General features: G+C 66.2%; 16 protein-coding genes and 1 pseudogene. 11 read left to right on the top strand and 6 right to left on the bottom strand.

The features are described from left to right. Positions 1-104: pseudogene (locus IEX32_RS18250) on the bottom strand (electron transfer flavoprotein subunit beta/FixA family protein); the annotation flags it as partial. Positions 105-462: 358 nt separating this feature from the next. On the opposite strand from IEX32_RS18250, the gene alaS reads away from it, so the two are divergent. After that, positions 463-3,114, top strand: a complete 2,652-nt coding sequence (gene alaS, locus IEX32_RS18255; protein WP_188772990.1) for an alanine--tRNA ligase — start codon at positions 463-465, stop codon at positions 3,112-3,114. A 26-nt stretch (positions 3,115-3,140) separates the two neighbouring features. Here alaS and IEX32_RS18260 read toward each other — a convergent pair whose 3' ends face one another. Then, the gene (locus tag IEX32_RS18260; protein ID WP_188772976.1) at positions 3,141-4,922 is read right to left on the bottom strand and encodes a cation:proton antiporter domain-containing protein; all 1,782 of its coding nucleotides are present in this window, start codon (positions 4,920-4,922) and stop codon (positions 3,141-3,143) included. A 67-nt stretch (positions 4,923-4,989) separates the two neighbouring features. After that, positions 4,990-7,029: a molybdopterin-containing oxidoreductase family protein gene (locus IEX32_RS18265; RefSeq protein ID WP_188772977.1), complete on the bottom strand. Its 2,040-nt coding sequence runs from the start codon at positions 7,027-7,029 to the stop codon at positions 4,990-4,992. A gap of 169 nt (positions 7,030-7,198) precedes the next feature. Here IEX32_RS18265 and IEX32_RS18270 point away from each other — a divergent pair, with 169 nt between their 5' ends. The 3 genes from IEX32_RS18270 to ligA all read left to right on the top strand — a co-directional run bounded on the left by IEX32_RS18270 (position 7,199) and on the right by ligA (position 12,254). Continuing rightward, complete coding sequence (locus tag IEX32_RS18270) at positions 7,199-7,996, top strand: outer membrane protein assembly factor BamD (protein WP_188772991.1); 798 nt, start codon at positions 7,199-7,201, stop codon at positions 7,994-7,996. An 85-nt stretch (positions 7,997-8,081) separates the two neighbouring features. Then, positions 8,082-9,746: a DNA repair protein RecN gene (gene recN / locus IEX32_RS18275; protein WP_188772978.1), complete on the top strand. Its 1,665-nt coding sequence runs from the start codon at positions 8,082-8,084 to the stop codon at positions 9,744-9,746. 381 nt (positions 9,747-10,127) lie between these two features. Further along, a complete protein-coding gene (gene ligA, locus IEX32_RS18280; protein WP_188772979.1) occupies positions 10,128-12,254 on the top strand; it encodes an NAD-dependent DNA ligase LigA in 2,127 nt (708 codons plus the stop codon). A gap of 91 nt (positions 12,255-12,345) precedes the next feature. Here the strand turns inward: ligA and sciP are convergent, their stop codons facing one another. Continuing rightward, positions 12,346-12,648, bottom strand: a complete 303-nt coding sequence (gene sciP, locus IEX32_RS18285) for a CtrA inhibitor SciP (protein ID WP_188772980.1) — start codon at positions 12,646-12,648, stop codon at positions 12,346-12,348. Positions 12,649-12,885: 237 nt separating this feature from the next. Between sciP and IEX32_RS18290 the strand changes: the two genes are divergently transcribed. After that, positions 12,886-13,164, top strand: a complete 279-nt coding sequence (locus tag IEX32_RS18290; RefSeq protein ID WP_188772981.1) for a PilZ domain-containing protein — start codon at positions 12,886-12,888, stop codon at positions 13,162-13,164. Positions 13,165-13,173: 9 nt separating this feature from the next. On the opposite strand, the gene IEX32_RS18295 is transcribed toward IEX32_RS18290, so the two are convergent. After that, positions 13,174-14,073 (bottom strand): 50S ribosomal protein L11 methyltransferase, encoded by a 900-nt coding sequence (locus IEX32_RS18295; protein WP_188772982.1) that lies wholly within the window; start codon positions 14,071-14,073, stop codon positions 13,174-13,176. Beyond that, on the bottom strand, positions 14,070-14,981 hold the full coding sequence (bla, locus tag IEX32_RS18300) for a subclass B3 metallo-beta-lactamase (protein WP_188772983.1): 912 nt from the start codon (positions 14,979-14,981) through the stop codon (positions 14,070-14,072). The genes IEX32_RS18295 and bla overlap by 4 nt, the downstream gene beginning before the upstream one ends. A 141-nt stretch (positions 14,982-15,122) precedes the next feature. Between bla and sdhC the strand changes: the two genes are divergently transcribed. From sdhC to IEX32_RS18330, 6 genes are all read left to right on the top strand, one after another. Beyond that, positions 15,123-15,518: a succinate dehydrogenase, cytochrome b556 subunit gene (gene sdhC / locus IEX32_RS18305; RefSeq protein WP_188772984.1), complete on the top strand. Its 396-nt coding sequence runs from the start codon at positions 15,123-15,125 to the stop codon at positions 15,516-15,518. A 12-nt stretch (positions 15,519-15,530) separates the two neighbouring features. After that, entirely contained in the window at positions 15,531-15,917 is a 387-nt protein-coding gene (sdhD, locus tag IEX32_RS18310) for a succinate dehydrogenase, hydrophobic membrane anchor protein (RefSeq protein ID WP_188772985.1), read from the top strand. Beyond that, positions 15,917-17,725 (top strand): succinate dehydrogenase flavoprotein subunit, encoded by a 1,809-nt coding sequence (gene sdhA / locus IEX32_RS18315; protein WP_188772986.1) that lies wholly within the window; start codon positions 15,917-15,919, stop codon positions 17,723-17,725. The genes sdhD and sdhA overlap by 1 nt, the downstream gene beginning before the upstream one ends. 457 nt (positions 17,726-18,182) lie before the next feature. Next, positions 18,183-19,415 carry a site-specific integrase gene (locus IEX32_RS18320; RefSeq protein ID WP_188772987.1) on the top strand — a complete coding sequence of 411 codons (1,233 nt, stop codon included), beginning with the start codon at positions 18,183-18,185 and terminating at the stop codon, positions 19,413-19,415. Next, the gene (locus IEX32_RS18325; RefSeq protein ID WP_188772988.1) at positions 19,412-20,323 is read left to right on the top strand and encodes a tyrosine-type recombinase/integrase; all 912 of its coding nucleotides are present in this window, start codon (positions 19,412-19,414) and stop codon (positions 20,321-20,323) included. Before IEX32_RS18320 ends, IEX32_RS18325 begins: the two co-directional genes overlap by 4 nt. Further along, positions 20,320-21,321 carry a tyrosine-type recombinase/integrase gene (locus IEX32_RS18330; protein ID WP_188772989.1) on the top strand — a complete coding sequence of 334 codons (1,002 nt, stop codon included), beginning with the start codon at positions 20,320-20,322 and terminating at the stop codon, positions 21,319-21,321. The genes IEX32_RS18325 and IEX32_RS18330 overlap by 4 nt, the downstream gene beginning before the upstream one ends. Positions 21,322-21,687 lie beyond the last annotated feature (366 nt).

Consider the following 21,687-nt stretch of genomic DNA (forward strand, 5'->3'; position numbering starts at 1 on the left):
ATGCTCATCTTCACGTTCGACAAGTCAACGCCGCTGCCGTCGGACTTCACCCGAGGCTTCACGTTGTAGTCAATCACCCGCTTCACGGGCACGATGATCTTCATGGCGACACCCAATTAGTAGACACGATCACGCATCGTCGTTGTTTATACCAAAATACAGGATGAAATTTCGCGACATATCAAGAATAAATATCCAAAATAAGCCTAGATCAATTACGCATTGTCCAGAGAAAATGCCTCGACACTGTCGACGGCGATCATTGGCCTTGGCATTTACAAGACGAGACGGGCAGACGCCATAGGGCCAGACTTTCTAAATTTGCCCATTATAATATTTGATGACGCCGCGGGGGGGGCGGACTTGCGTCAGTACCGCGCCAGCCATTCATCGCAATACCCGAACAGTCTGACCGCGCCTTCGCGCTTGCCGCCCGCGCGCGGGTGGCTTATCGGCGCGAACATGCAGACGACCAACGAAATCCGCCGGTCCTTCCTCGACTATTTCGGCTCGCAGGGCCATGAGGTGGTGCCTTCCGCGCCGCTCGTTCCTTACAACGATCCGACGCTGATGTTCGTGAATGCCGGCATGGTGCCGTTCAAGAACGTCTTTACCGGGCTGGAAACCCGCGCCGTGCCGCGCGCCACATCCTCGCAGAAATGCGTGCGCGCCGGCGGCAAGCACAACGATCTCGATAATGTCGGCTATACCGCGCGGCATCATACCTTTTTCGAGATGCTGGGGAATTTCTCCTTCGGCGATTACTTCAAGGAACAGGCGATCACCCACGCCTGGACCCTGCTGACGAAGGAATGGGACCTCCCGGTCGAAAAGCTGCTGGTCACCGTCTATCACACCGACGATGAGGCTTTCGATCTGTGGAAGAAGATCGCGGGCCTGCCCGATCACAAGATCATCCGCATCCCCACCAAGGACAACTTCTGGGCGATGGGCGACGATGGCCCGTGCGGTCCGTGCTCGGAAATCTTCTATGACCACGGCGAGCATATCTGGGGCGGCCCTCCGGGATCGCCGGAAGAGGACGGCGACCGCTTCATCGAGATCTGGAACCTCGTCTTCATGCAGTTCGAGCAGGCCGCCGGCGAGATCGTCGGTGATCTGCCCCGGCCCTCGATCGACACCGGCATGGGGCTGGAGCGCATTTCGGCGGTCATGCAGGGCGTCCATGATAACTACGACATCGACACCTTCAAGGCGCTGATCGCCGCTTCCGAACATCTCACCGGGGTCGATGCCGGGGGCGAGCATCAGGCCAGCCATCGCGTCATCGCCGACCACCTGCGCTCGACCGGGTTCCTGCTGGCCGATGGCGTGCTGCCTTCCAACGAGGGGCGCGGCTATGTCCTGCGCCGCATCATGCGCCGCGCCATGCGCCACGCGCACCTGCTCGGCGCGAAAGACCCGCTGATGCACCGGCTCGTGCCCGCGCTGGTGGCGGAGATGGGTCAGGCCTATCCCGAACTCGGCCGCGCGCAGCCGCTGATCGAGGAGACGCTGGAGCGCGAGGAAGTACAGTTCCGCCGCACGCTCGCGAACGGCCTCAAGCTGCTCGACGAATCGACCGCCGACATGGGCGAGGGCGCCAGCCTGCCGGGCGAGACCGCCTTCAAGCTCTACGACACCTACGGCTTTCCCTATGACCTCACCGAGGACGCCCTGCGTCCGCGCGGGATCGCGGTCGACAAGGAGGGCTTCGATGCCGCCATGGCCCGGCAGAAGGCCGCCGCCCGCGCCGCCTGGAAGGGCTCGGGCCAGGCCGCCGACAACGAAGTCTGGTTCGACATCGCCGAACGCGAAGGCGCCACCGAGTTCACCGGCTATACCTCCACCTCGGGCGAAGGCCGCGTCGTGGCGCTGGTCAGGGACGGCAAGGAAGTCGCGAGCGCTTCGGCGGGCGACGAAGTCATCGTCCTCACCAACCAGACCCCGTTTTACGGCGAATCCGGCGGTCAGGTCGGCGATGCCGGCACGATTACCGGCCCCGGCGGCCTTGCCATCGCGGTGGCGGACACGGCCAAGCCGCTTGGCCGCCTGCACACGATGGCCGGCAAGGTCGAGGCGGGCACAATCAAGGTGGGCGACACCGTCAACCTTACGGTCGACGTGGAGCGCCGCGATGCGATTCGCGCCAACCACTCGGCCACGCACCTGCTGCATGCGGCCCTGCGCAACCGGCTTGGCGACCATGTCACGCAGAAGGGCTCGCTGGTCGCCGCCGACCGCCTGCGCTTCGACTTCTCGCATCCCAAGGCGCTCTCCGAGGACGACATCGCCGCGATCGAGGCCGAAGTGAACGCCGAAGTGCGCGCCAACGAGCCGGCCATGACACGGCTGATGACGCCGGAGGACGCGATCGAGGCCGGTGCCATGGCGCTGTTCGGCGAGAAGTACGGCGATGAGGTGCGTGTGCTTTCGATGGGCCGCACCGCCGGCGACCGCACTTACTCCGTCGAACTGTGCGGCGGCACCCACGTCCGCGCGACCGGCGACATCGGCGTGTTCCGCATCGTGTCCGAAAGCGCCGTCTCCTCGGGCGTCCGCCGCATCGAGGCGCTGACCGGCGAAGGCGCGCGCCAGTGGCTGGTGGCCCGCGAGGACGCGCTGAAAGGTGCCGCCGGCCTGTTGCGTACCACGCCGGAGGATGTCGAATCCCGCGTCGCCGCGCTGCTGGACGAGCGCAGGAAGCTCGAACGCGAACTCGCCGAAACGAAGAAGGCGCTGGCGCTTGGCGGCGGCGGTGCCGCCGCGGACGGTCCGGCCGACGAGGAGGTGAACGGCGTAAAGTTCTCCGGCCAGGTTCTCGAAGGGCTCGACCCCAAAGAACTGCGCGGCCTGCTCGATCAGGCCAAGCAGCGGCTCGGCTCGGGCGTTGCCGCGATTGTCGCGGTCAACGACGGCAAGGCCTCGATCGCCGCCGCCGTAACCGATGACCTCACGGGAAGCATCAGCGCCGTCGATCTCGTCCGCAAGGGCGTCGAGGCGCTCGGCGGCAAGGGCGGCGGCGGCCGCCCCGACATGGCCCAGGGCGGCGGCCCCGACGGCTCGAAGGGCGCAGAGGCCATCGCGGCGGTGAAGGCGGTGCTGGCGGGGTGAGCCGGCCGGGTCCCGGCCCCCTCCGATCAGGCCTTGGCGCGGTCCTGAAGGGTGCCGGATCTCAGCGCCGGCTTCTGCTTGAGCCCGCCCTGCTTCATGATGCGTTCGCGGAATTCGTCGCGCTTTTCGTGGATCGAGGCGATGACCGGGCCCATGGCCGCGCCGGTTTCGATCAGCACGGCCTCGGAAAGCTGCAGCGAGCTTTCCAGCGTCTCGGGCACGGCGTGGGTGGCGCCGGCGCGGTAGAGCTGCGCGGCGTGGTCGGCGTCGCGGGCGCGCGCGAGGATCGGCAGGTCCGGAAACTGCGTGCGCAGCTTGCGCACGATGCGCTGCGCGGTGACCGGCTCGTCCATGGTGATGATGATCGCGGCCGCTTCCTCGGCGCCGAGGCGGTGGAGCGCATCGCCGCGTCCGGCATTGCCGAAGATGACCTTGTAACCGCGCCGCCGCCCCTCGCTGACAAGGTCGGTGTCGCTGTCGATCGCCCGATAGGGCTTGCCGTGCGTTGCGAGCATGTCGGCGACGAGCCGCCCGACGCGGCCGAAGCCGACGATGATCGTGTGAGGCTCGTCGGTATGCTCGACTGGCTGGTGCGACGCTTCGGCGCCGTCGACGCGGCGGGCCATCATCCGGCCGAACGGTGACAGCAGCGGCGTGACGGTGAGGCCGATGGCGGTAACGATCTGCCAGAACATCGCGGTGCCGGGCTGGATGAGCTGCGCCGAGCTCGCGGCGGTGAGGACGATCAGCGTCGTCTCGGAAGGGCTGGCCATCAGGATTCCGGTCTCGGTCGCGGTCCCGCGCCGCGCGCCCATCATGCGCAGGAGCAGGCCGGTGACCACCGCCTTGAGCACGATCACTCCCACGGTCGCGATGAGGATGGAGCCGAGGTTCTCCCAGACTACGCCGATGTCTATGCTCATACCGATGGTGATCAGGAACACGCCCAGCGCCAGGCCCTTGAACGGCTCGGTGATCTGCTCGACTTCCGAATGGTATTCGGTTTCGGCGATCAGCAGGCCGGCGACGAGCGCGCCGACGATAGGCGAGAGCCCGGTCGCCGCCGTCGCCAGCGAGGCGAGGATGACGACGAGCAGGCTCGCGGCGAGGAATACTTCCGGGCTCTTGGTCCGGGCCGCCAGCGCGAAGAGCGGCGGCAGAACGTAGCGTCCGATGACCAGAAGGCCGACGACCACCACCGTTCCCCAGATCAAGGTGTTGAGCAGGTTGCCCATACTGTCCGCATCGGCATGCGGGGCGAGCGCGCCAAGCAGGAAAATGATCGGGACGAGAGCGATGTCCTCGAACAGCAGCATCGAGAGCGCGGCACGCCCGACCGGGGTCGTCGTCTTGGTGATCTTGAGCACCAGCGCGGTCGAGGACAGGGCGAGCGCGAGTCCGAGGGCCAGCGCCCCGGTAAAGCCCTGTCCGATCGCGGTGAGGATGAAGGTCAGCGATCCGCCGATGACGATCAGTTCCAGCGATCCGAGCCCGAACACCATCCGCCGCATTTCCCAGAGGCGGCCGAAGGAGAGTTCCAGTCCGATCGAGAACAGCAGCAGGATGATGCCGAACTCGGCGAAGACCCCCAATCCTTCGGGATCGGTGATCGTTATGTAGGACAGCCACGGGTGGTCGAATACGTGCCGGCCCAGGCCGAAAGGTCCGACAAGCAGGCCGACCAGGATGAAGCCGATGACGGGCGTGATCCGGTAGCGCGAGAAGACCGGAATGACGATGCCCGCTGCACCGAGGATGACGAGGGCGTCGGAAAGGAAGGGGGAATATAGTTCGCTGCTGCCGGCCATGTTCGCGCACTATGGCAGGCAAAGCGTATTTGTCACCTTTCGCATGGGCAATCGGGGGATAATCCCGTCATGCGCCGGCCGGCTCGACCGCGATCGGGATGCCGGTATAGCGGACCATGCCGGTCATGGCGTCGACCTTGCTCGCATCGGTCAGCAGGTTGACGTTGGCGCTGCCATGCCCGTGCGGGATCGAGGCGACGCCGGGCCGGATCGAATCGGTGAGATTGGCGATGAGGGTTATCGCGCCGCGATCGGTGCTGACGCGGACCGGTTCGCCGTGGCTCAGTCCGAAAGCCTCGGCATCCACCGGATTGATGATGAGATCCGCGGGCGCGCCGAGAAAATCGAGCGAGGCATTGAGCTTGCGGCGCTGGCGGCGCGAGATGAAGACCAACTGCCGCGACTGGGCGAGGCGTGCTTCGTCGGCCGCGAGGACTTCGGCCAGGAAGGCCAGCAGCGAATCGGGGGCGAGCTGCCATCCGCCGATGTTCTCGACGTGCCTTTCGATCCACGGCGCGGGGAACTCCAGCGGCTTTTCGAGATACCCGGTTTCCGCCGTTTCCTCGAAAGTCCCGCGGGCGCCGGGGCCGAAGTGGGCGGCCAGCATCGCCTCGTCGGCGCCGGGCTCACGGTCATCCTGCGGCGTGTGCTCGGGAATGTCGAGATCGAGCCGCCGCATCAGCTGCGAGACGACCCACCAGCCCGAACGCCTCTCGCCCATCGGCGCGACGACGGCGGGCGAGTGCTGCATGGCGACCTTGAAGCCGAGCGTGTCCCACAGCGACACTTCCGGCCGTTCGAGCTGGTCCTTGGTCGGCAAGACGTGGCTGGAAAGCGCGGTCGTCTCGTTTGCGGTGATTTCCAGAGTGATCAGGGCGTCGAGCTTTTCCAGCGCCGGAGCGAGCAGGTTCGCGTCCGGGAACGAGCGAATCAGGCTGCCGCCGAAATTGACCACCGCGCGGATGTTGCCCGCCTCGATCTCGCCGGCCAGCGCCGCGCAGGGCCAGTCGCCGATGATTCCCGAGACATGCGGCATCGTCGGCGGCCCCGGCGTGAACGGGTTGTCCATGACCGGCAGGGGAAACGTGTCGAAGCAGGTCAGGAAGCCCGGGTGGAACCAGGCGCCGCCCTTGCGGTTCATCGCCCCGGTCAGGATCATCAGCACCCACGACAGCCAGTGCGTGACATTGGCGCTATCGGCCATCGTCACGCCGGTCCCCGTCTCGACCACGACCTTTCCGGCCGCGCGGATCGCGGCGAGCAGATCGTCGAGATCGGCTTCGGCGACCCCGGCAATCCGGGCGGCACGGTCGCGCGTGAAGGGGGCGAGGGCGGAACGCAGCGCTTCGAGGCCGCGCACGGGCTGGGCCGGCGCGAGCGGGCCGCCCTCGATGATCTCGCGCGCGAGCCAGGCGAGGATCGCGTAATCCTTGCCCGGCAGCGGGGCGATGTGGCGGCTGGAGAATTTCGCGGTCTCGGTGAAGAGCGGGTCGATGGTCCAGACCTGCCCGCGCGCGGCGATGGCGCGGATCTTCTCGGCGGGCTGGTACAGCCCTGTGTTGTGTCCGTGGCTGACCATCGGGTTGCTGCCGACGAACAGCAGCATGTCGACATTCTCGTAATCGGCCTTGGCATTGAGCCCGGGAAAGCTGCCGACGAGGCTGGCGACGAGAATCTTGGCGGTCCCGTCGATCGTGATCGGAGAGAACTTTGGCGGGTGACCGAGGCCGGCGTGAAACTTCTCGGCCATACGGTAGCCGGAGGAATCCATGCCGAGTCCGCTGCCGAAGAATACGCCCACCGCGCGCGGGCCGTGCTCGTCGATGACCGCCTTCAGTCGCGCGGCGGCATCGTCCAGCACTTCGTCCCACGATGCCGCGACCAGCGATCCGTTCCGGCGCATGTGCGGGCGCACGATAGCGTCGGGGTGATGATGGTTCTGGCCGGCCGCACGACCCTTGGGACAGGTGTAGCCCTTCGTCAGCGGATGCGCCTTGTCGCCGCGCACCTTCACCACCCGCTCGCCCTCGGTTTCCACGATCGTACCGCACTGGGTTGTGCAGATCTTGCAATAGCTCCTGTGGGTCTGCGTGCCTTGCTCGGCCATGGCTTTCCTCTCGATCGCGTGTATCGGATACCTGTTTTTGACGCCTGCACAGGCTGGGCCATCGCCCGACAGGGTGCAATCACCGATTGGGGACATCGCCGTAACGCCATTGCGCAAACTCGCGTAACTTCACTTGGCGTTCAGCAACGCGCTGGCTATAGACCCGGCCATGTTCGAACGCTCGCGTCTGAAGACCGCTCTGCTTGCCGCCGCCTCCGGCGCGATTGTCCTTACCGCCGGCTGTGCCGGCAGCGGGGGCGCAAAAAAGGATACTGCTTACGTCGCGCGCGATGTCGATACGCTCTACGCGGCGGCCAAGGAACGGCTCGACGCCGGGCGGACGAGGCAGGCAGCCGCCCTCTTCGACGAGGTGGAGCGCCAGCATCCCTATTCGCCCTGGGCGCGCCGCGCCCAGTTGATGAGCGCGTTCAGCTATTACGCCGCGCGCGATTACAACAAGGCGATCCAGTCGGCCCAGCGCTTCCTGTCGATCCACCCCGGCAACAAGGATGCGCCCTACGCCTATTACCTTATCGCCATCAGCTATTACGAGCAGATCAGCGATGTCACGCGCGACCAGAGCACGACGCTGCAGGCCAAGCAGGCGCTGACCGATATTGTCAGGCGCTATCCGACGACGCCCTATGCCTCGGACGCCAAGCTCAAGCTGGACCTCGTCAACGATCACCTCGCCGGCAAGGAAATGACCATCGGCCGCGCCTACGAGCGCCGCGGCAAATGGCTCGCGGCGACGCTGCGCTTCCGCAACGTGGTCGACAACTTCCAGACCACCAGCCACGCGCCCGAAGCGCTGTTCCGCCTCGTTGAAGGCTATCTTGCGCTGGGCATTCCCGGCGAAGCGCAGAAGGCCGCCGCCGTGCTCGAGACCAACTACCCGGGTAGCGAGTGGTATGCGCGCGCCTACAAGCTGATGGCCAGGCACGCGCCGCAGAACGTTTCCGCCTGACGGGTCTTTGCACCGAAAATTGTGGTCGGGAACGCTTGGCCGCAGGTGACGCGCGGATCAGAGTTCGCTAGAACGCCTCGCGAACATGCTGACCCGGCTCTCCATCCGCAACATCGTTCTGATCGAGGCGCTGGACCTTGAATTCGCCGGCGGGCTCGGCGTGCTGACGGGTGAGACCGGCGCGGGCAAGTCGATTCTGCTCGACGCGCTGGGGCTGGTGCTCGGCAGCCGCGCGGACAGCGGCCTCGTCCGTGCGGGCGAAGGCAAGGCCGGTGTCACCGCCTGCTTCGATTTCGGCCTCCTGCCCGAGCCGATTCGCGCCGTGCTGGACGACGCGGAAATCGAGGTCGAGCCCGGCGAGCCGTTGATCCTCAAGCGCCAGCTCAAGGCCGATGGCGGATCGAAGGCTTTCCTCAACGACCAGCCGGTAAGCGTCGCGCTGCTGCGTGAGATCGCCCCGGCGCTGGTCGAGATCCACGGACAGCACGATGATCGCGGCCTCGTCAATCCGCGCGGCCACCGCGCGCTGCTGGACCGTTTCGCGGGCGGCGATGTGGCCGGTGTCGAGGCCGCCTGGCGTGCGTGGCGCGCGGCGCAGGCACAGCTCGACGCCGCGCGCGAGCGCGTGGCGAAGGCCGCCGAGGATCAGGATTTGCTGACGGCGCACCTCGCCGAACTTGGCGTGCTGGCGCCGGTGGAGGGCGAGGAGGAGGAACTCGCGCTCGCCCGCGCGGCCATGCAGAAGGGCGAGAAGCTGGCCGATGATCTGGCCGCGCTCCAGCACCTGTGGTCCGGCTCCGATTCGGCACTGGCGGCCTTGCGCGGCGCGGCGCGGCGGCTGGACCGGATCGCCGGGGAGCACGAACTGCTCGCCGAGGCGCTCGCCGCGCTCGACCGGGCGGTGATCGAGGCGGGTGAGGCGGAGGAGAAGCTCGAACGCGCGGCCGAGGCCCTGTCTTTCGATCCCGCCGAACTCGACCGCATCGAAACCCGCCTGTTCGATCTGCGCGCCGCCGCCCGCAAGCACGGCTGCGCGGTGGACGACCTGCCGGCGAGGGCGGTGGAACTGCGCCAGACGCTCGACGCCATCGAGGGCGGTGAGGAGCATGTCGCCGCGCTGGAAAAGGCCGCCGCCAACGCCGCCGGGGCCTATCGCGAGCGCGCCGAGGCGCTGCACGAGCTGCGCAAGGCCGCCGCCCACCGGCTCGACAGGGCGGTCGCTTCCGAGCTGGCGCCGCTCAAGCTCGATGCCGCGAAATTCCGCACCAATGTCGTGCGCCTTCCCGAGGAGCGCTGGGGCGCGCATGGCCTCGATTCGGTCGAATTCCTCATCTCCACCAACCCCGGCGCCGACTTCGCTCCCCTCGCCAAGATCGCCTCGGGCGGCGAGCTTTCGCGCTTCATCCTCGCACTGAAAGTCGCACTGGCCGAGGAAGGCGGCGCGGCTGCGGTGATCTTCGACGAGATCGACCGGGGCGTTGGCGGCGCGGTCGCCAGCGCCATCGGCGAACGCCTCGCGCGGCTGGCCGGGCGCGGGCAACTGCTGGCGGTGACCCACTCTCCGCAAGTCGCCGCGCGGGGAGGCCGGCACTACATGATCGCCAAGTCGAGCCAAGGCGTCATTACGCGCACGTCGGTGATGTTGCTCGACGATGCCGCGCGCAAGGAAGAGATCGCGCGGATGCTTTCGGGTGCCGAAGTCACCGACGAGGCGCGGGCGCAGGCGGACCGGTTGCTGGAGGGGGTGTGAACAGGGGGCCGTCCAAGTCAGCGCTGTTGGCGCTCGGCGAGACGTTGGCAATGCCACTGCTGTTAGCAGGGTGGTGCGCTGTAGTCGTCTTTATACTGTTTTTCGCTATTGCGTTACTCCTTGGTGTGTTTTTTGGTCTCATCGGACCGCCGTTCGAATTGGCCAGTCTCTTCGTTCTCTCTTGGTGTGTTACGGGTTTGACCGTCAGCGGTTGGAACTATGTCCAGTTTTTAGAGTATTTTGGCGACCGCGGTAGCCTCAGGCGCGTGGCGATCGCGATTCTGAATAGCGTATTGCTCTTTGGCGCAGCGCCTTGGTTCTGGTCGTCGTAAACCAAACAATTGCGTTCACAGCGTAAAACCGTTGGCCTATTCGAAGTCGATGACCAACCTAACGCAAATCGGTGAAGCCGAAGCCGCCAACGAACTGATGCGGCTCGCAAGGCAGATCGCGCGTCATGACAAGCTCTATCATGCAGAGGACTCGCCGGAGATATCCGACGCCGAGTACGACGCGCTGGTGCGGCGCAATGCCGAGCTGGAGGCGGCGTTCCCGCATCTCATCCGCGAGGACAGCCCGAGCCGCAAGGTGGGTCATGCGATAGCCGCCTCGCCGCTGTCGAAGGTTCGCCACGAGGTTCGCATGATGAGCCTCGACAATGCCTTTTCCGACGAGGAAGTCGCCGAGTTCGTCGCGCGTGTGCACCGGTTCCTGGCGCTCGGGCCGGACGAGCCGGTGCTGGTGACCGCCGAGGACAAGATCGACGGCCTCTCCTGCTCGCTGCGCTACGAGCATAGCAAGCTGGTGCGCGCCGCCACGCGCGGCGATGGACAGGTGGGGGAGGACGTCACGGCCAATGTCGCCCACATCGCCGACATCGTGCAGGAGCTTGAGGGCGACGACGTGCCCGAGGTCTTCGAAGTGCGCGGCGAGGTCTACATGGAGAAGGCCGCGTTCCTCGCGCTCAACGCGGCGTTGATGGAGGACGCGCGCAAGGCCGCCGGGGAAAAGGACGAAGTGCTGGACGAAAGCAAGGTCCGCCAGTTCGCCAACCCGCGCAACGCCGCCGCCGGTTCGCTGCGCCAGAAGGATCCGGGAGTCACCGCGAAGCGCCCGCTGCGCTTCTGGGCACACGGCTGGGGCGCGGCCAGCCACGTTCCGGGCGAAACCCAGCATGAGGTCGTGCGCCGGATCGAGGCATGGGGCCTGCCGGTTTCGCCGCAATTCCGGCAGTGTCAGTCGCTGGAGGACATGCTCGCCGCCTATGCCGCGATCCGCGACGGGCGCGCGGACCTGCCCTTCGAGATAGACGGCGTGGTCTACAAGGTCGACCGGCTCGACTGGCAGCAGCGGCTCGGCTTCGTCGCCAAGGCGCCGCGCTGGGCGCTGGCGCACAAGTTCCCCGCCGAGCGCGCCGAAACTGTGCTCGAATCGATCGACATCCAGGTCGGCCGCACCGGCAAGCTTACGCCGGTCGGACGGCTCAGGCCGGTGCTGGTGGGCGGCGTCACCGTCACCAATGTCACGCTGCACAACCGCGACGAGATCGCGCGGCTGGGCGTCCGTCCGGGCGACAGGGTAGTGGTGCAGCGGGCAGGGGACGTGATCCCGCAGGTCGTCGAAAACCTCACCCGCGAGGTGGAGCGCGAGCCCTACGCGTTCCCCGATCATTGCCCCGAATGCGGCTCCGAAGCGGTCGCGGAGGAAGGCGAGGTCGATGTGCGCTGCACCGGCGGGCTGATCTGCCCGGCCCAGCGCACCGAGCGTCTCAAGCACTTCGTCAGCCGCGCGGCCCTCGACATCGAGGGGCTGGGCGAGAAGACCATCGACGAGTTCTTCGCGAAAGGCTGGCTCGAAAGCCCCGCCGACATCTTCCGCCTGCGCGAGCGCAAGGACGAGATCCTCGCGCTCGAGGGCTGGAAGGACAAGTCTGTGGAAAACCTGTTGACGGCGGTGGATAACAAGCGCGAGCCCGATGCCGCGCGGCTGCTCTTCGGCCTCGGTATCCGCCATGTCGGCCAAGTTACTGCGCGAAACTTGTTGAAGCGCTTTGTTACGATGGATGCGCTCCGCCACGAGGCGGAGAAGATGAATAGCAATAACGCGGACGAGAAAGAGGATACCTTTTACGAACTGCTCTCCATCGACGGCATCGGCCCCGCCGTGGTCGAGGCGCTGGGTGATTTCTTCCACGAGGACCATAATCGCCGGGTCTGGGACGACCTGCTCTCGCTGGTCTCTCCGCCGCCTTATGTGGTCGAGACCAGGGATAGCGCGGTCGCCGGCAAGACGGTGGTCTTCACCGGCAAGCTGGAAACGATGAGCCGCGACGAGGCCAAGGCCCAGGCCGAGCGCCTGGGCGCCAGGGCCGCCGGAACGGTCTCGCCGAAGACCGACCTCGTGGTCGCCGGCCCCGGCGCGGGTTCGAAGCTGAAAAAGGCCGCCGACCTGGGGATCGAGGTGATCGACGAGGCGCAATGGGCGGAAATCGTCAGGGCCGCGGGCTGACGCCCTTGGTAAAAGCAGGGATTTCCGGCTCTTCTTCGATTTCCGCCCATCGGCCTTTCCGCCGGCGACCCGGTCGGGCTTGGCCGGCCTGTCAGGACTGGCGGGCCTGCCGTTCGTGCATCTGCCGGTAGTGCTGGACGCGCGTGGCGCGCAGCCCGGCCAGGCCTTCGCGTTCGATTGCGCGCTGCCAGGAAGCGAGTTCTTCCAGGCTGAGATCGTAGCGTTCGCACGCTTCGGCAATCGTCAGCAGGCCGCCGTCGACCGCCGCGACCACTTCCGCCTTGCGCCGCGCGACCCATCGCGATGTATTCGGTGACGGCAGGTTATCCCTGTCGAGAGCTTCACCCAATGGACCGGTGACCGTCCGCGGACGGTTGCGATCAGTTTGTAGCATGGTTGGCCTTTCGAGTTCGTACCAACCCCCCGTGCTTATGGATTCTTGCCTGATTCCGTTAACGACCGGTGACCCGGAATAGTAAATTTCAAATTACGGATTTTCCTATAGGTGTTTGATAAAGCTGTGTAAAAGTAGTAAGGAAAATCACGAGATACTTTTGCAGGGACGCGGCAATCGTTAATGAGCGCTGGCGCTTTGAGAGAGTTTCACGAATTGGAGGGATGCGTTTTCGCAATGCCGTGCGAGCAATCCGCATATGCTTCGGTCGGCGCGCGCCACGTGTCGGCCGAAGGGTGCCAGTTCGTGGTCGAGCGCGAAATGCCGGCCAAGGGCGAGCGTTTCGCGTTCCATGTGGATGGACGGGTCGCGGTGACCGGAACCGTGCGCTGGGTCGTCAGCGACCGAATCGGCTTCGCATTCGACAGGCTGATCGACCGGGAGATGCAGACGGCGCTGCTGGCGCGGAGCCAGGGCTTTCGGGGCATCGAAATCTACCCGGTTTCCGGCGCCTGAACGGCGGGGTCAGCGCCGCTTGCGCAGCCAGAGAATCGACCAGTCGCCATTGACGAGGCGCGCGCCGAGCCGCAGGCCGGCCCTGCGGCAGGCGGCACGGACGGCGGATTCCTGGCTTTCCAGCAGACCCGCCAGCAACAGGTGCCCGCCCGGCACCAGCGACCGGGCGAAGTCCGGCGCGAGATCGATCAGCGGGCCGGCAAGGATGTTCGCGATGACGAGGTCATAGGGCGCGCGCGCGGCGAGTAGCGGATGGTCCATTCCGTCCGCCACCGTCATCACGAGCTGTCCGCCGCGCGGCCCCATGGCGATGCCGTTGGCGGCTGCGTTCGCCTCGACCACGCCGACGCATACCGGGTCGATGTCACTCGCGGTGGCCAGCGCCCGCGGCCAGAGCGTAAGCGCGGCGAAGGCCAGCAGGCCGGTGCCGGTGCCGATGTCCGCGCAGTTGCGCACGAGTATGCCTTGCCCCCGCATATGCGTGAGCATCGCCAGGCATCCGGCGGTCGTCGCGTGCTGACCGGTGCCGAAGGCCTGGCTGGCCGGAATCGTGAACTCGGCGACCCCCGGTTCGTTAAGCACGGGATGCTCCGGCGTGTGAACGTGAAAGCGCCCGGCGCGAATCGGCTGGAGATCCTGTTGGCTCGCGACGAGCCAGTCGGTCTCGGGCAGTTTCTCGACGACAAGCCCGGGAGGTTCCCCGGAAAAGAGCGCGGCAAGCGCGGCCTTCTCGCGCTTGCCGGGCTTGCGCTCGAGCCATGCTTCCAGTTGCCAGTCGTCGGGCCGGTCTTCGGCGATCTCGCTGCCGGACAGGACGATCCCCGGGTCCCAGTCGAAGGCCTCCTCGTGCGCGAGAAGCGCCTGCTCGATGACGGCGCGCGGGGCGAGGGCGGTGATCTTCCAGCTCATTCGCCGGTGCTCCCCGCTTCGCCGGCAAGGCGCGCCGCGAACTTTTCCTCCGCGCTGCGGGCATAGGACCTGCAGGCGCCCGCATCCACCAGCGCCCCCTTGCCCGACAGCCTCGCGAAGAATTCGCTGGCCGAAGGGTGGGGCGTCACGAGCACGTCGCAGGGCAGGACCGCGATGCGCGCATGGCCGGTATGCACCCGCGCCACCCGGTCGGGATGGTCGGTGAAACGATAGCCGTCGGCGGAAATCGTCGTCGCACTGTCGGCATAGGCGATCATGCGGCAGGCGAACTTCTCGTCGCAGGCCTGCCAGGTCCAGCTGGCCGAGCCGGGGGAGTGGGCCGGCGTCTCGTGCACGGTGATCGCCAGCGGGCCGAGCGTGACCGAATCGCCGTCCGCCAATACGCGCGCGACCGGGACGGGCGAAGAACCGTCGAGTCGCGCCGCCTGCGGATCGTCGGTGGAAGGCTTGCCAGTCTCCAGCACCCGTTTTGCCGCTGCCAGGGCGGCGACCCGCGCGCCGGTTTTCCGCTGCAGCTGCGCCACGCCGCCAATGTGGTCGAAGTGTTCGTGGCTGGTCAGGATCCAGCGCACGTCGGCGGGATCGAAGCCCAGCTTGCGGATGTTGGCCAGGATCAGCGGCGCGGCGTCGGCGGGGCCGCCGTCTATCAGCACATGCCCCTCCTGCGACGTGACGAGGATCGCCGCGATGCCGCAGGTGCCCACGTACCATGTCGTGCCGTAGATGTGCGCGGGAGGAGCGGGATCGGACCACCCCTCGCGCCCCGCACAGGCCCCGGCAAGCCTTTCGCCAGTCCATTCGGGAGATGCCGGACGGGCCAGCGCCGCGGTCGAAAGGGTTGCGGCGAGGAACATCGCCACGACGGAGCTCTTGATCACACGACTCATGCCCGCCGCTTTAGGCCGCGCCTGACCGGTAGGCCAGTCGGTGAACCATAAGCGGAACTTGCACGCGGCAACGATTTGTCTAAGGGGACTGGCACGAGGGCAGCGCCAGGGGCTGCCAGAGGCAAGGGGATTCGCAAAGCCATGGCCAACGCCGGCACCAGAAACCGACCGCTGTCGCCGCATCTTCAGATCTGGCGCTGGGGCCCGCACATGTTCGTTTCGATCATGCACCGCGTAACCGGCAACGGACTGGCCCTTGCCGGTCTGGGCGTCCTGCTGTGGTGGCTCGGCGCGCTCGCGAGCGGTCCGGCCGCCTACGAGACCTTTGCCTGGGCGATGACGACGCCGCTCGGCTACATCGTGCTGGTCGGCATTTCATGGGCTTTCTTCACCCACATGATGAGCGGCCTCAGGCACTTCGTGCTCGATATCGGCGCCGGTTACGAACTGAAGGCCAACAAGACCTGGTCGATCCTTACCCAGGTTCTGGGCGTGCTTCTCACCGCCGCCTTCTGGGCGCTCCTGCTGCTTCGCTGAGGGACGGAAACAATGGGTAACGGAACTTCCATCGGCCGCGTGCGCGGCCTCGGCTCGGCCAAGAGCGGCACGCATCACTGGCTGCTGCAGCGCTTTACCGCGATCGGCAACCTGCTGCTGGTGCTGTGGCTTGCCGTCTCGATCCAGCTGCTGCCGGACCTGTCCTATCCCACGGTCAGCGAGTGGCTTGCGACGCCGGTCCCGGCGGTCGCGATGGCGCTGCTGGTCGTCAGCACCTTCTGGCACGCACGGCTCGGCATGCAGGTCATGATCGAGGACTACGTCCATGAGCATGCCAACAAGTTCGCGTGCATCGCCGCCCTGAACCTCGCCGCCTTCGCCGGCGCCGCCTTCGGCGTCTTCTGCGTCATCCGCCTCGCGCTGGGAGCCACCGCCTGATGTCCGCCCCCGCTTACAAGATCATCGACCATACCTACGATACCGTCGTCGTCGGCGCCGGCGGCTCGGGCCTGCGCGCCACGATGGGCGCGGCCGAGGCAGGACTGAAGACCGCGTGCATCACCAAGGTCTTCCCCACCCGCTCGCATACTGTCGCGGCGCAGGGCGGCATCGCCGCTTCGCTGTGCAACAACACGCCCGACCACTGGACGTGGCACATGTACGACACCGTCAAGGGGTCGGACTGGCTGGGCGATCAGGACGCCATCGAATACATGGTGCGCGAGGCGCCGCAGGCAGTCTACGAGCTGGAGCACGCCGGCGTGCCCTTCAGCCGCAACCAGGACGGCACGATCTACCAGCGCCCCTTCGGCGGTCACATGCAGAACATGGGCGAAGGCCCGCCGGTGCAGCGCACTTGCGCCGCGGCCGACCGTACCGGCCACGCCATGCTGCACGCGCTCTATCAGCAGAGCCTCAAGTACGCCGCCGATTTCTACATCGAATACTTCGCGATCGATCTCATCATGGAGGGCGGCAAGTGCGTCGGCGTGATCGCGCTGTGCCTCGATGACGGCTCGATCCACCGCTTCCGCTCGCAGGCCGTGGTGCTGGCGACCGGCGGCTATGGCCGCTGCTACTTCACCGCGACTTCGGCGCACACCTGCACGGGCGACGGCGGCGGCATGGTGCTGCGCGCCGGCCTGCCGATGCAGGACATGGAATTCGTGCAGTTCCACCCGACCGGCATCTACGGCGCGGGCGTGCTCATCACCGAGGGCGCGCGCGGCGAGGGCGGCTACCTGACGAACTCCGAAGGCGAACGCTTCATGGAGCGCTATGCGCCGTCCGCGAAGGATCTCGCCTCGCGCGACGTGGTTTCGCGCTCGATGGCGATGGAAATCCGCGAAGGACGCGGTGTCGGCCCTGACAAGGACCACATCTACCTGCACCTCGATCACATCGACCCCAAGGTGCTGGCCGAGCGTCTGCCGGGCATCACCGAGAGCGGCAAGATTTTCGCGGGCGTGGACCTTACCCGCCAGCCGCTGCCTGTGGTTCCGACCGTTCACTACAACATGGGCGGCATCCCCACGAACTATCACGGCGAAGTCGTTACCATCGGTGCCGACGGCAACCCGGAAACCGTGGTTCCCGGCCTCTTCGCGGTGGGCGAGGCGGCCTGCGTCTCGGTTCACGGCGCCAACCGCCTGGGCTCGAACTCGCTGATCGACCTCGTGGTCTTCGGCCGCGCCACCGGCCACCGCCTCAAGGAACTGCTCGAGCCGGGCGCCAAGCAGCCCGAACTGCCCAAGGATTCGGCGGACCTTGCGCTCACCCGCCTCGACCACTTCCGCTACGCCAAGGGCGGCTCGCCCACGGCCGAGGTCCGCGTCGAGATGCAGCGCACCATGTCGCAGCACGCCGCCGTGTTCCGCACCGACGAACTCATGGTCGAAGGCAAGGCGAAGCTGGCCGCGACCTACAAGCGCATGAAAGACATCCACGTTTCGGACAAAGGCCTGATCTGGAACTCCGACCTCGTCGAGACGATGGAGCTGGACAACCTGATCTCGCAGGCCACTGTCACCCTGCACGGCGCGCAGAACCGCAAGGAATCGCGCGGCGCCCACGCGCACGAGGACTTCCCCAACCGCGACGACGCGAACTGGATGAAGCACACCGCCGCGTGGTTCGACGGCTGGGGCGGCAAGGGCGGCGAAGTCCGCATCGACTACCGCCCGGTGCATGAGTATACGCTGACGGACGATGTGGAGTACATCAAGCCCAAGGCGCGCGTGTATTGATCATATGATCATCAAAGGGCGCGAATTCGATCTGGTCAAATACTCGGTCAGCGAGGTTTGCCTGCGTCTCCGCGCTTCGGATGGTTCGGTGTTCAAAATGCACGTTTCGGCCGATGGTCTTGAATTCTATTCGGACGAGAGTTCGTCGGGGGGGGGGGCGATCGGGAAGCCTGTCCGTATGTCAGTCGATGACATTTGGGAGTGGGTTGGTAAGCAGGGAGATCGCGTGGCGCTTGCAGATAGGGTCGAAGTTCAGCGTTCCCGAAACCGCAAATAGGTCGTTCTACAGGATAGGCTATTCTACACCCCATTATGCCGCGCGCGGCATGGCGTTTATGCCGAGCGGCGGACTATGCCGGGTTGGCGGACGATCTTTCGGCATTCCAAAGCGTTGCAGATAATCGGCTCGGCATAGTTTCCTGTTCCCCACGCACGTCCCGTGCGCGGAGGAACGACGATGATCACCGACGATTATTTGAACACAAGCCGGGTCGTGAGGGGCCTGAAGCAAGGCCCGTTCGGCGAACACATCCATCTTTACATCGAGTGGCTTCAGCGGCGTGGCTACAGCCGGGAGATCGGCCACCGGTATTTGAGCCTCGCTCGGGATTTCGGTGTCTGGCTTGCCGCCACCGGCTCCGGCCTCACCGATATCAAGGAAGCGCTCGTCACCCGGTATCTTGCCGAGCGGGCGCGGCATCGACCGCGATACCAGGGGGACGCTCTGGCCCTCTCACGCCTGTTTTCGGTCCTGCGCGAGGCGAACGTCATCGCGCCGCGACCGGCATCGCCGCGTGATCCGCGCGAGGATCTTCTCCAGGCCTACAGCCTGTACATGGAACGCGCGCGAGGCTTGGCGCCGGTGTCGATAGTCTGGTTCCTTCGCCCGTTCCTGCAGGAGTTGAGGATCGCCACCAACGCGGATGCTGCGAGCCTGTCTGCGCGCGATGTGAGCCGCTACGCAGAGCGGCATGCCGGCGACGGCGGCGCGACGACCGCAAGGATCATGTGCTCCCGCCTGCGGGTGTTCCTGCGGTATCTGCACTGCGAAGGTTTCATCGCCGACGACCTGACGGGGGCTATCCCTTCGATCCGGCGTACCGGCAACGAGCGCCTGCCGAGCTTCATGCCGGTCGAGGAGGTCGAGCGCGTCCTCAGTGGCTGTGACCGGAGCACGGCGACCGGGCGAAGAGACTACGCGATCCTGATGCTGCTTGCCCGGTTAGGGTTGCGGGCGTGCGAGGTGGCGCGGCTCAGCCTTGATGATTTCGACTGGCGCGCGGGCGAGTTCACTGTCCGCGGCAAGGGACGCAAGACCGCGACCATGCCGCTACCGCCCGATGTTGGCGCGGCGATCACCAGTTACCTGCAGCAGGGGCGCCCTCAGTCGAACAGCCGACGGCTATTCCTCCTCGCCGTCGCGCCATACACCGGATTCAAGGGAGCAGGCGGCGTCCAAACTGTCGCACGTTCGGCGATCCGCCGCGCCGGTGTCACCGGCCTTGCTCGTCGCGGTTCGCACGCCTTCCGGCATAGTCTGGCGACAGGCCTGCTGCGATCGGGCGCGACGCTGACCGAGATCAGCCAACTCCTGCGTCACGAACAGCATGACACGACCCGGATCTATGCCAAGGTGGATCTCGACAGCTTGCGCCCCCTCGGCCTGCCCTGGCTGGGAGGCGGGCAATGAGCCCGCTGCGTCAGGCGCTGTCTCGCTACGTGCTCATGCGGCGCGGGTTCGGCTATCGCTACATTGGCGAGGAACGTTGCCTCGGCGATTTCGTCGCGTTCATGGACGCCGCAGAGGCCACGGTCATCACGCGCAAGCTCGCCATGGACTGGGTCACCCAAGCTCAGCCCTCGTCCTGGCCCAGCCGCCTGTCGATGGTGCGCGGGTTCGCCCGGCAACTCTCCAGCATCGAGCCGGGCACGGAGACGCCACCCGCCGGGATATTTCCATCACCAAGGCGAACGCGGCCCTATATTTACACCGAGGCGGAGATCGAGCAGCTGCTCGAAGCGACACTCCGCTGGGGCTTGGCCGAGGGCATCAACCGACAGACCTATCATTGCCTGTTCGGCCTGCTCGCGGCCACGGGCATGCGCCTGGGCGAGGCGATCGGTCTCGAACGCGCCGACGTCGATCTCGAGGCCGGCGTTCTGACGCTGCGCCGCGCCAAGGGCGGCAAGGACCGGCTCGTCCCGCTCCATCCGACCACCGCCGAGGCGCTCGCCGACTACGCCGCGCGACGTGACGACAGTCCTGTCTGTCGCAATAGCCCCTGGTTCTTCGTCCTGCGATACGGCCAGCAACTGCGCCCCCAGTACCCCGAACGCATTTTCATCGGGGTGCTGCGGAAGCTCGGGCTGCGCGACCCCGAGCTGCATAGCCGGGGGCCGCGTCTCCACGATCTTCGCCATAGCTTCGCGGTCAACACCATCGTGCGCTGGTACCGTGCAGGTGAAAATGTCGAGCGCATGCTGCCGACGCTTTCCACCTATCTCGGCCATAGCAAGGTCCGCGATACGTATTGGTACCTCTCGTCCATGGAACAAGTGGTCGGCAAGCTCGAGGCGCGCTGGGAGGCGATGTCATGACCGCCGCCGCGACCCTGCCCGCGCTCATCGAGCGCTTCTTCACCCAGCGTCTCATGCAGCAGCGCAACGCCAGCCCGCACACCGTCGCATCCTACCGCGATACGTTCCGACTGCTGTTCGGATTCGCGCAGGCGAAGTTGGGCAAGCCGTCCTCCCGGCTCGATCTGGCCGATCTCGACGCTCCGTTCGTCGGTGCCTTTCTCGACGATCTCGAGGCGAGCCGCGCGGTCGGGATCAAGACGCGCAACCTGCGCCTTACCGCCATTCGTGCCTTCTTCCGCTTCGTCGCGCTCGAGAAGCCCGCCCATGCCGGACAGATCCAGCGCGTGCTCGCGATCCCGGGCAAGCTCTACGACAAGCGCGAGGTGCATTTCCTGACCCGAAGTGAGATCGATGCGATCCTCGCCGCACCCGACCGGAGCACCTGGATCGGCCGGCGAGACTACATGCTGCTGCACCTCGCCGCGCAGACAGGCCTGCGACTGTCCGAGATCGTCCAGCTCGAACGCGATGCCGTCGTCCTGGGTACCGGCGCGCATGTCCGATGTCTCGGCAAGGGCCGCAAGGAGCGCTCCACCCCGCTTACCAGGCAGACGTGTCGTTTGCTCCGGGCCTGGCTCGAGGAGGCAGGGCAGCGCGGTTCAACGAAGCTGTTTCCGAACATCCACGGCGGCGATCTGAGCGGCGATGCCGTCCAGCGGCTACTCGCCCGCCACGTCGACACCGCGAGGATCCGATGTCCATCGCTCCGCCGCGAGCGCGTCACGCCGCATGTCCTTCGCCATACCGCGGCGATGGAACTTCTCCAGGCCGGTGTCGACTGCTCGGTCATCGCGCTCTGGCTTGGCCACGAGTCCATCAAGACGACCCAGGTTTACCTGCACGCTCACCTCGCGCTGAAGGAGGCGGCGCTGGCGAGGGGCAAGCCGTTCAACGGACAGAAGGGCGGGCGCTACGAGCCTGGAGACCGGCTGCTCGCCTTCCTCGATGCGCTATAGCTCGGCCTTCTGGCACAGGGCATCGAGCCATTCGCGCGACACCGCCTCAACCGTGTCGCGAAGCGATCGAACCGCGTTCGTGATGGCTGCGAGATCGTCGCCGCCGATCTCGTAGCTCGCCGAATACCGGGCTTCGACATAGGCCCGCTTGGCAAGCTCGAAGCGGCGCCGGTCGAGCTTCGTCGCACGCGGCCAGCATTCGACGAGGCGTGACTCCTTGCCCTCGGCCAGCGAGCGCAGGAACTTGAGATTGTGCGAGCGGGGAACTTATGCCGAGCGGCGGACTATGCCGAGTGGGTTTAGGATTCCTCGGTGCGCCAATGTATTACCGGTAATTGGCTCGGCATAGTTTAGGGCTTGCTACTG

This window comes from Novosphingobium endophyticum, from assembly GCF_014640675.1.
Taxonomy (GTDB): domain Bacteria; phylum Pseudomonadota; class Alphaproteobacteria; order Sphingomonadales; family Sphingomonadaceae; genus Novosphingobium; species Novosphingobium endophyticum.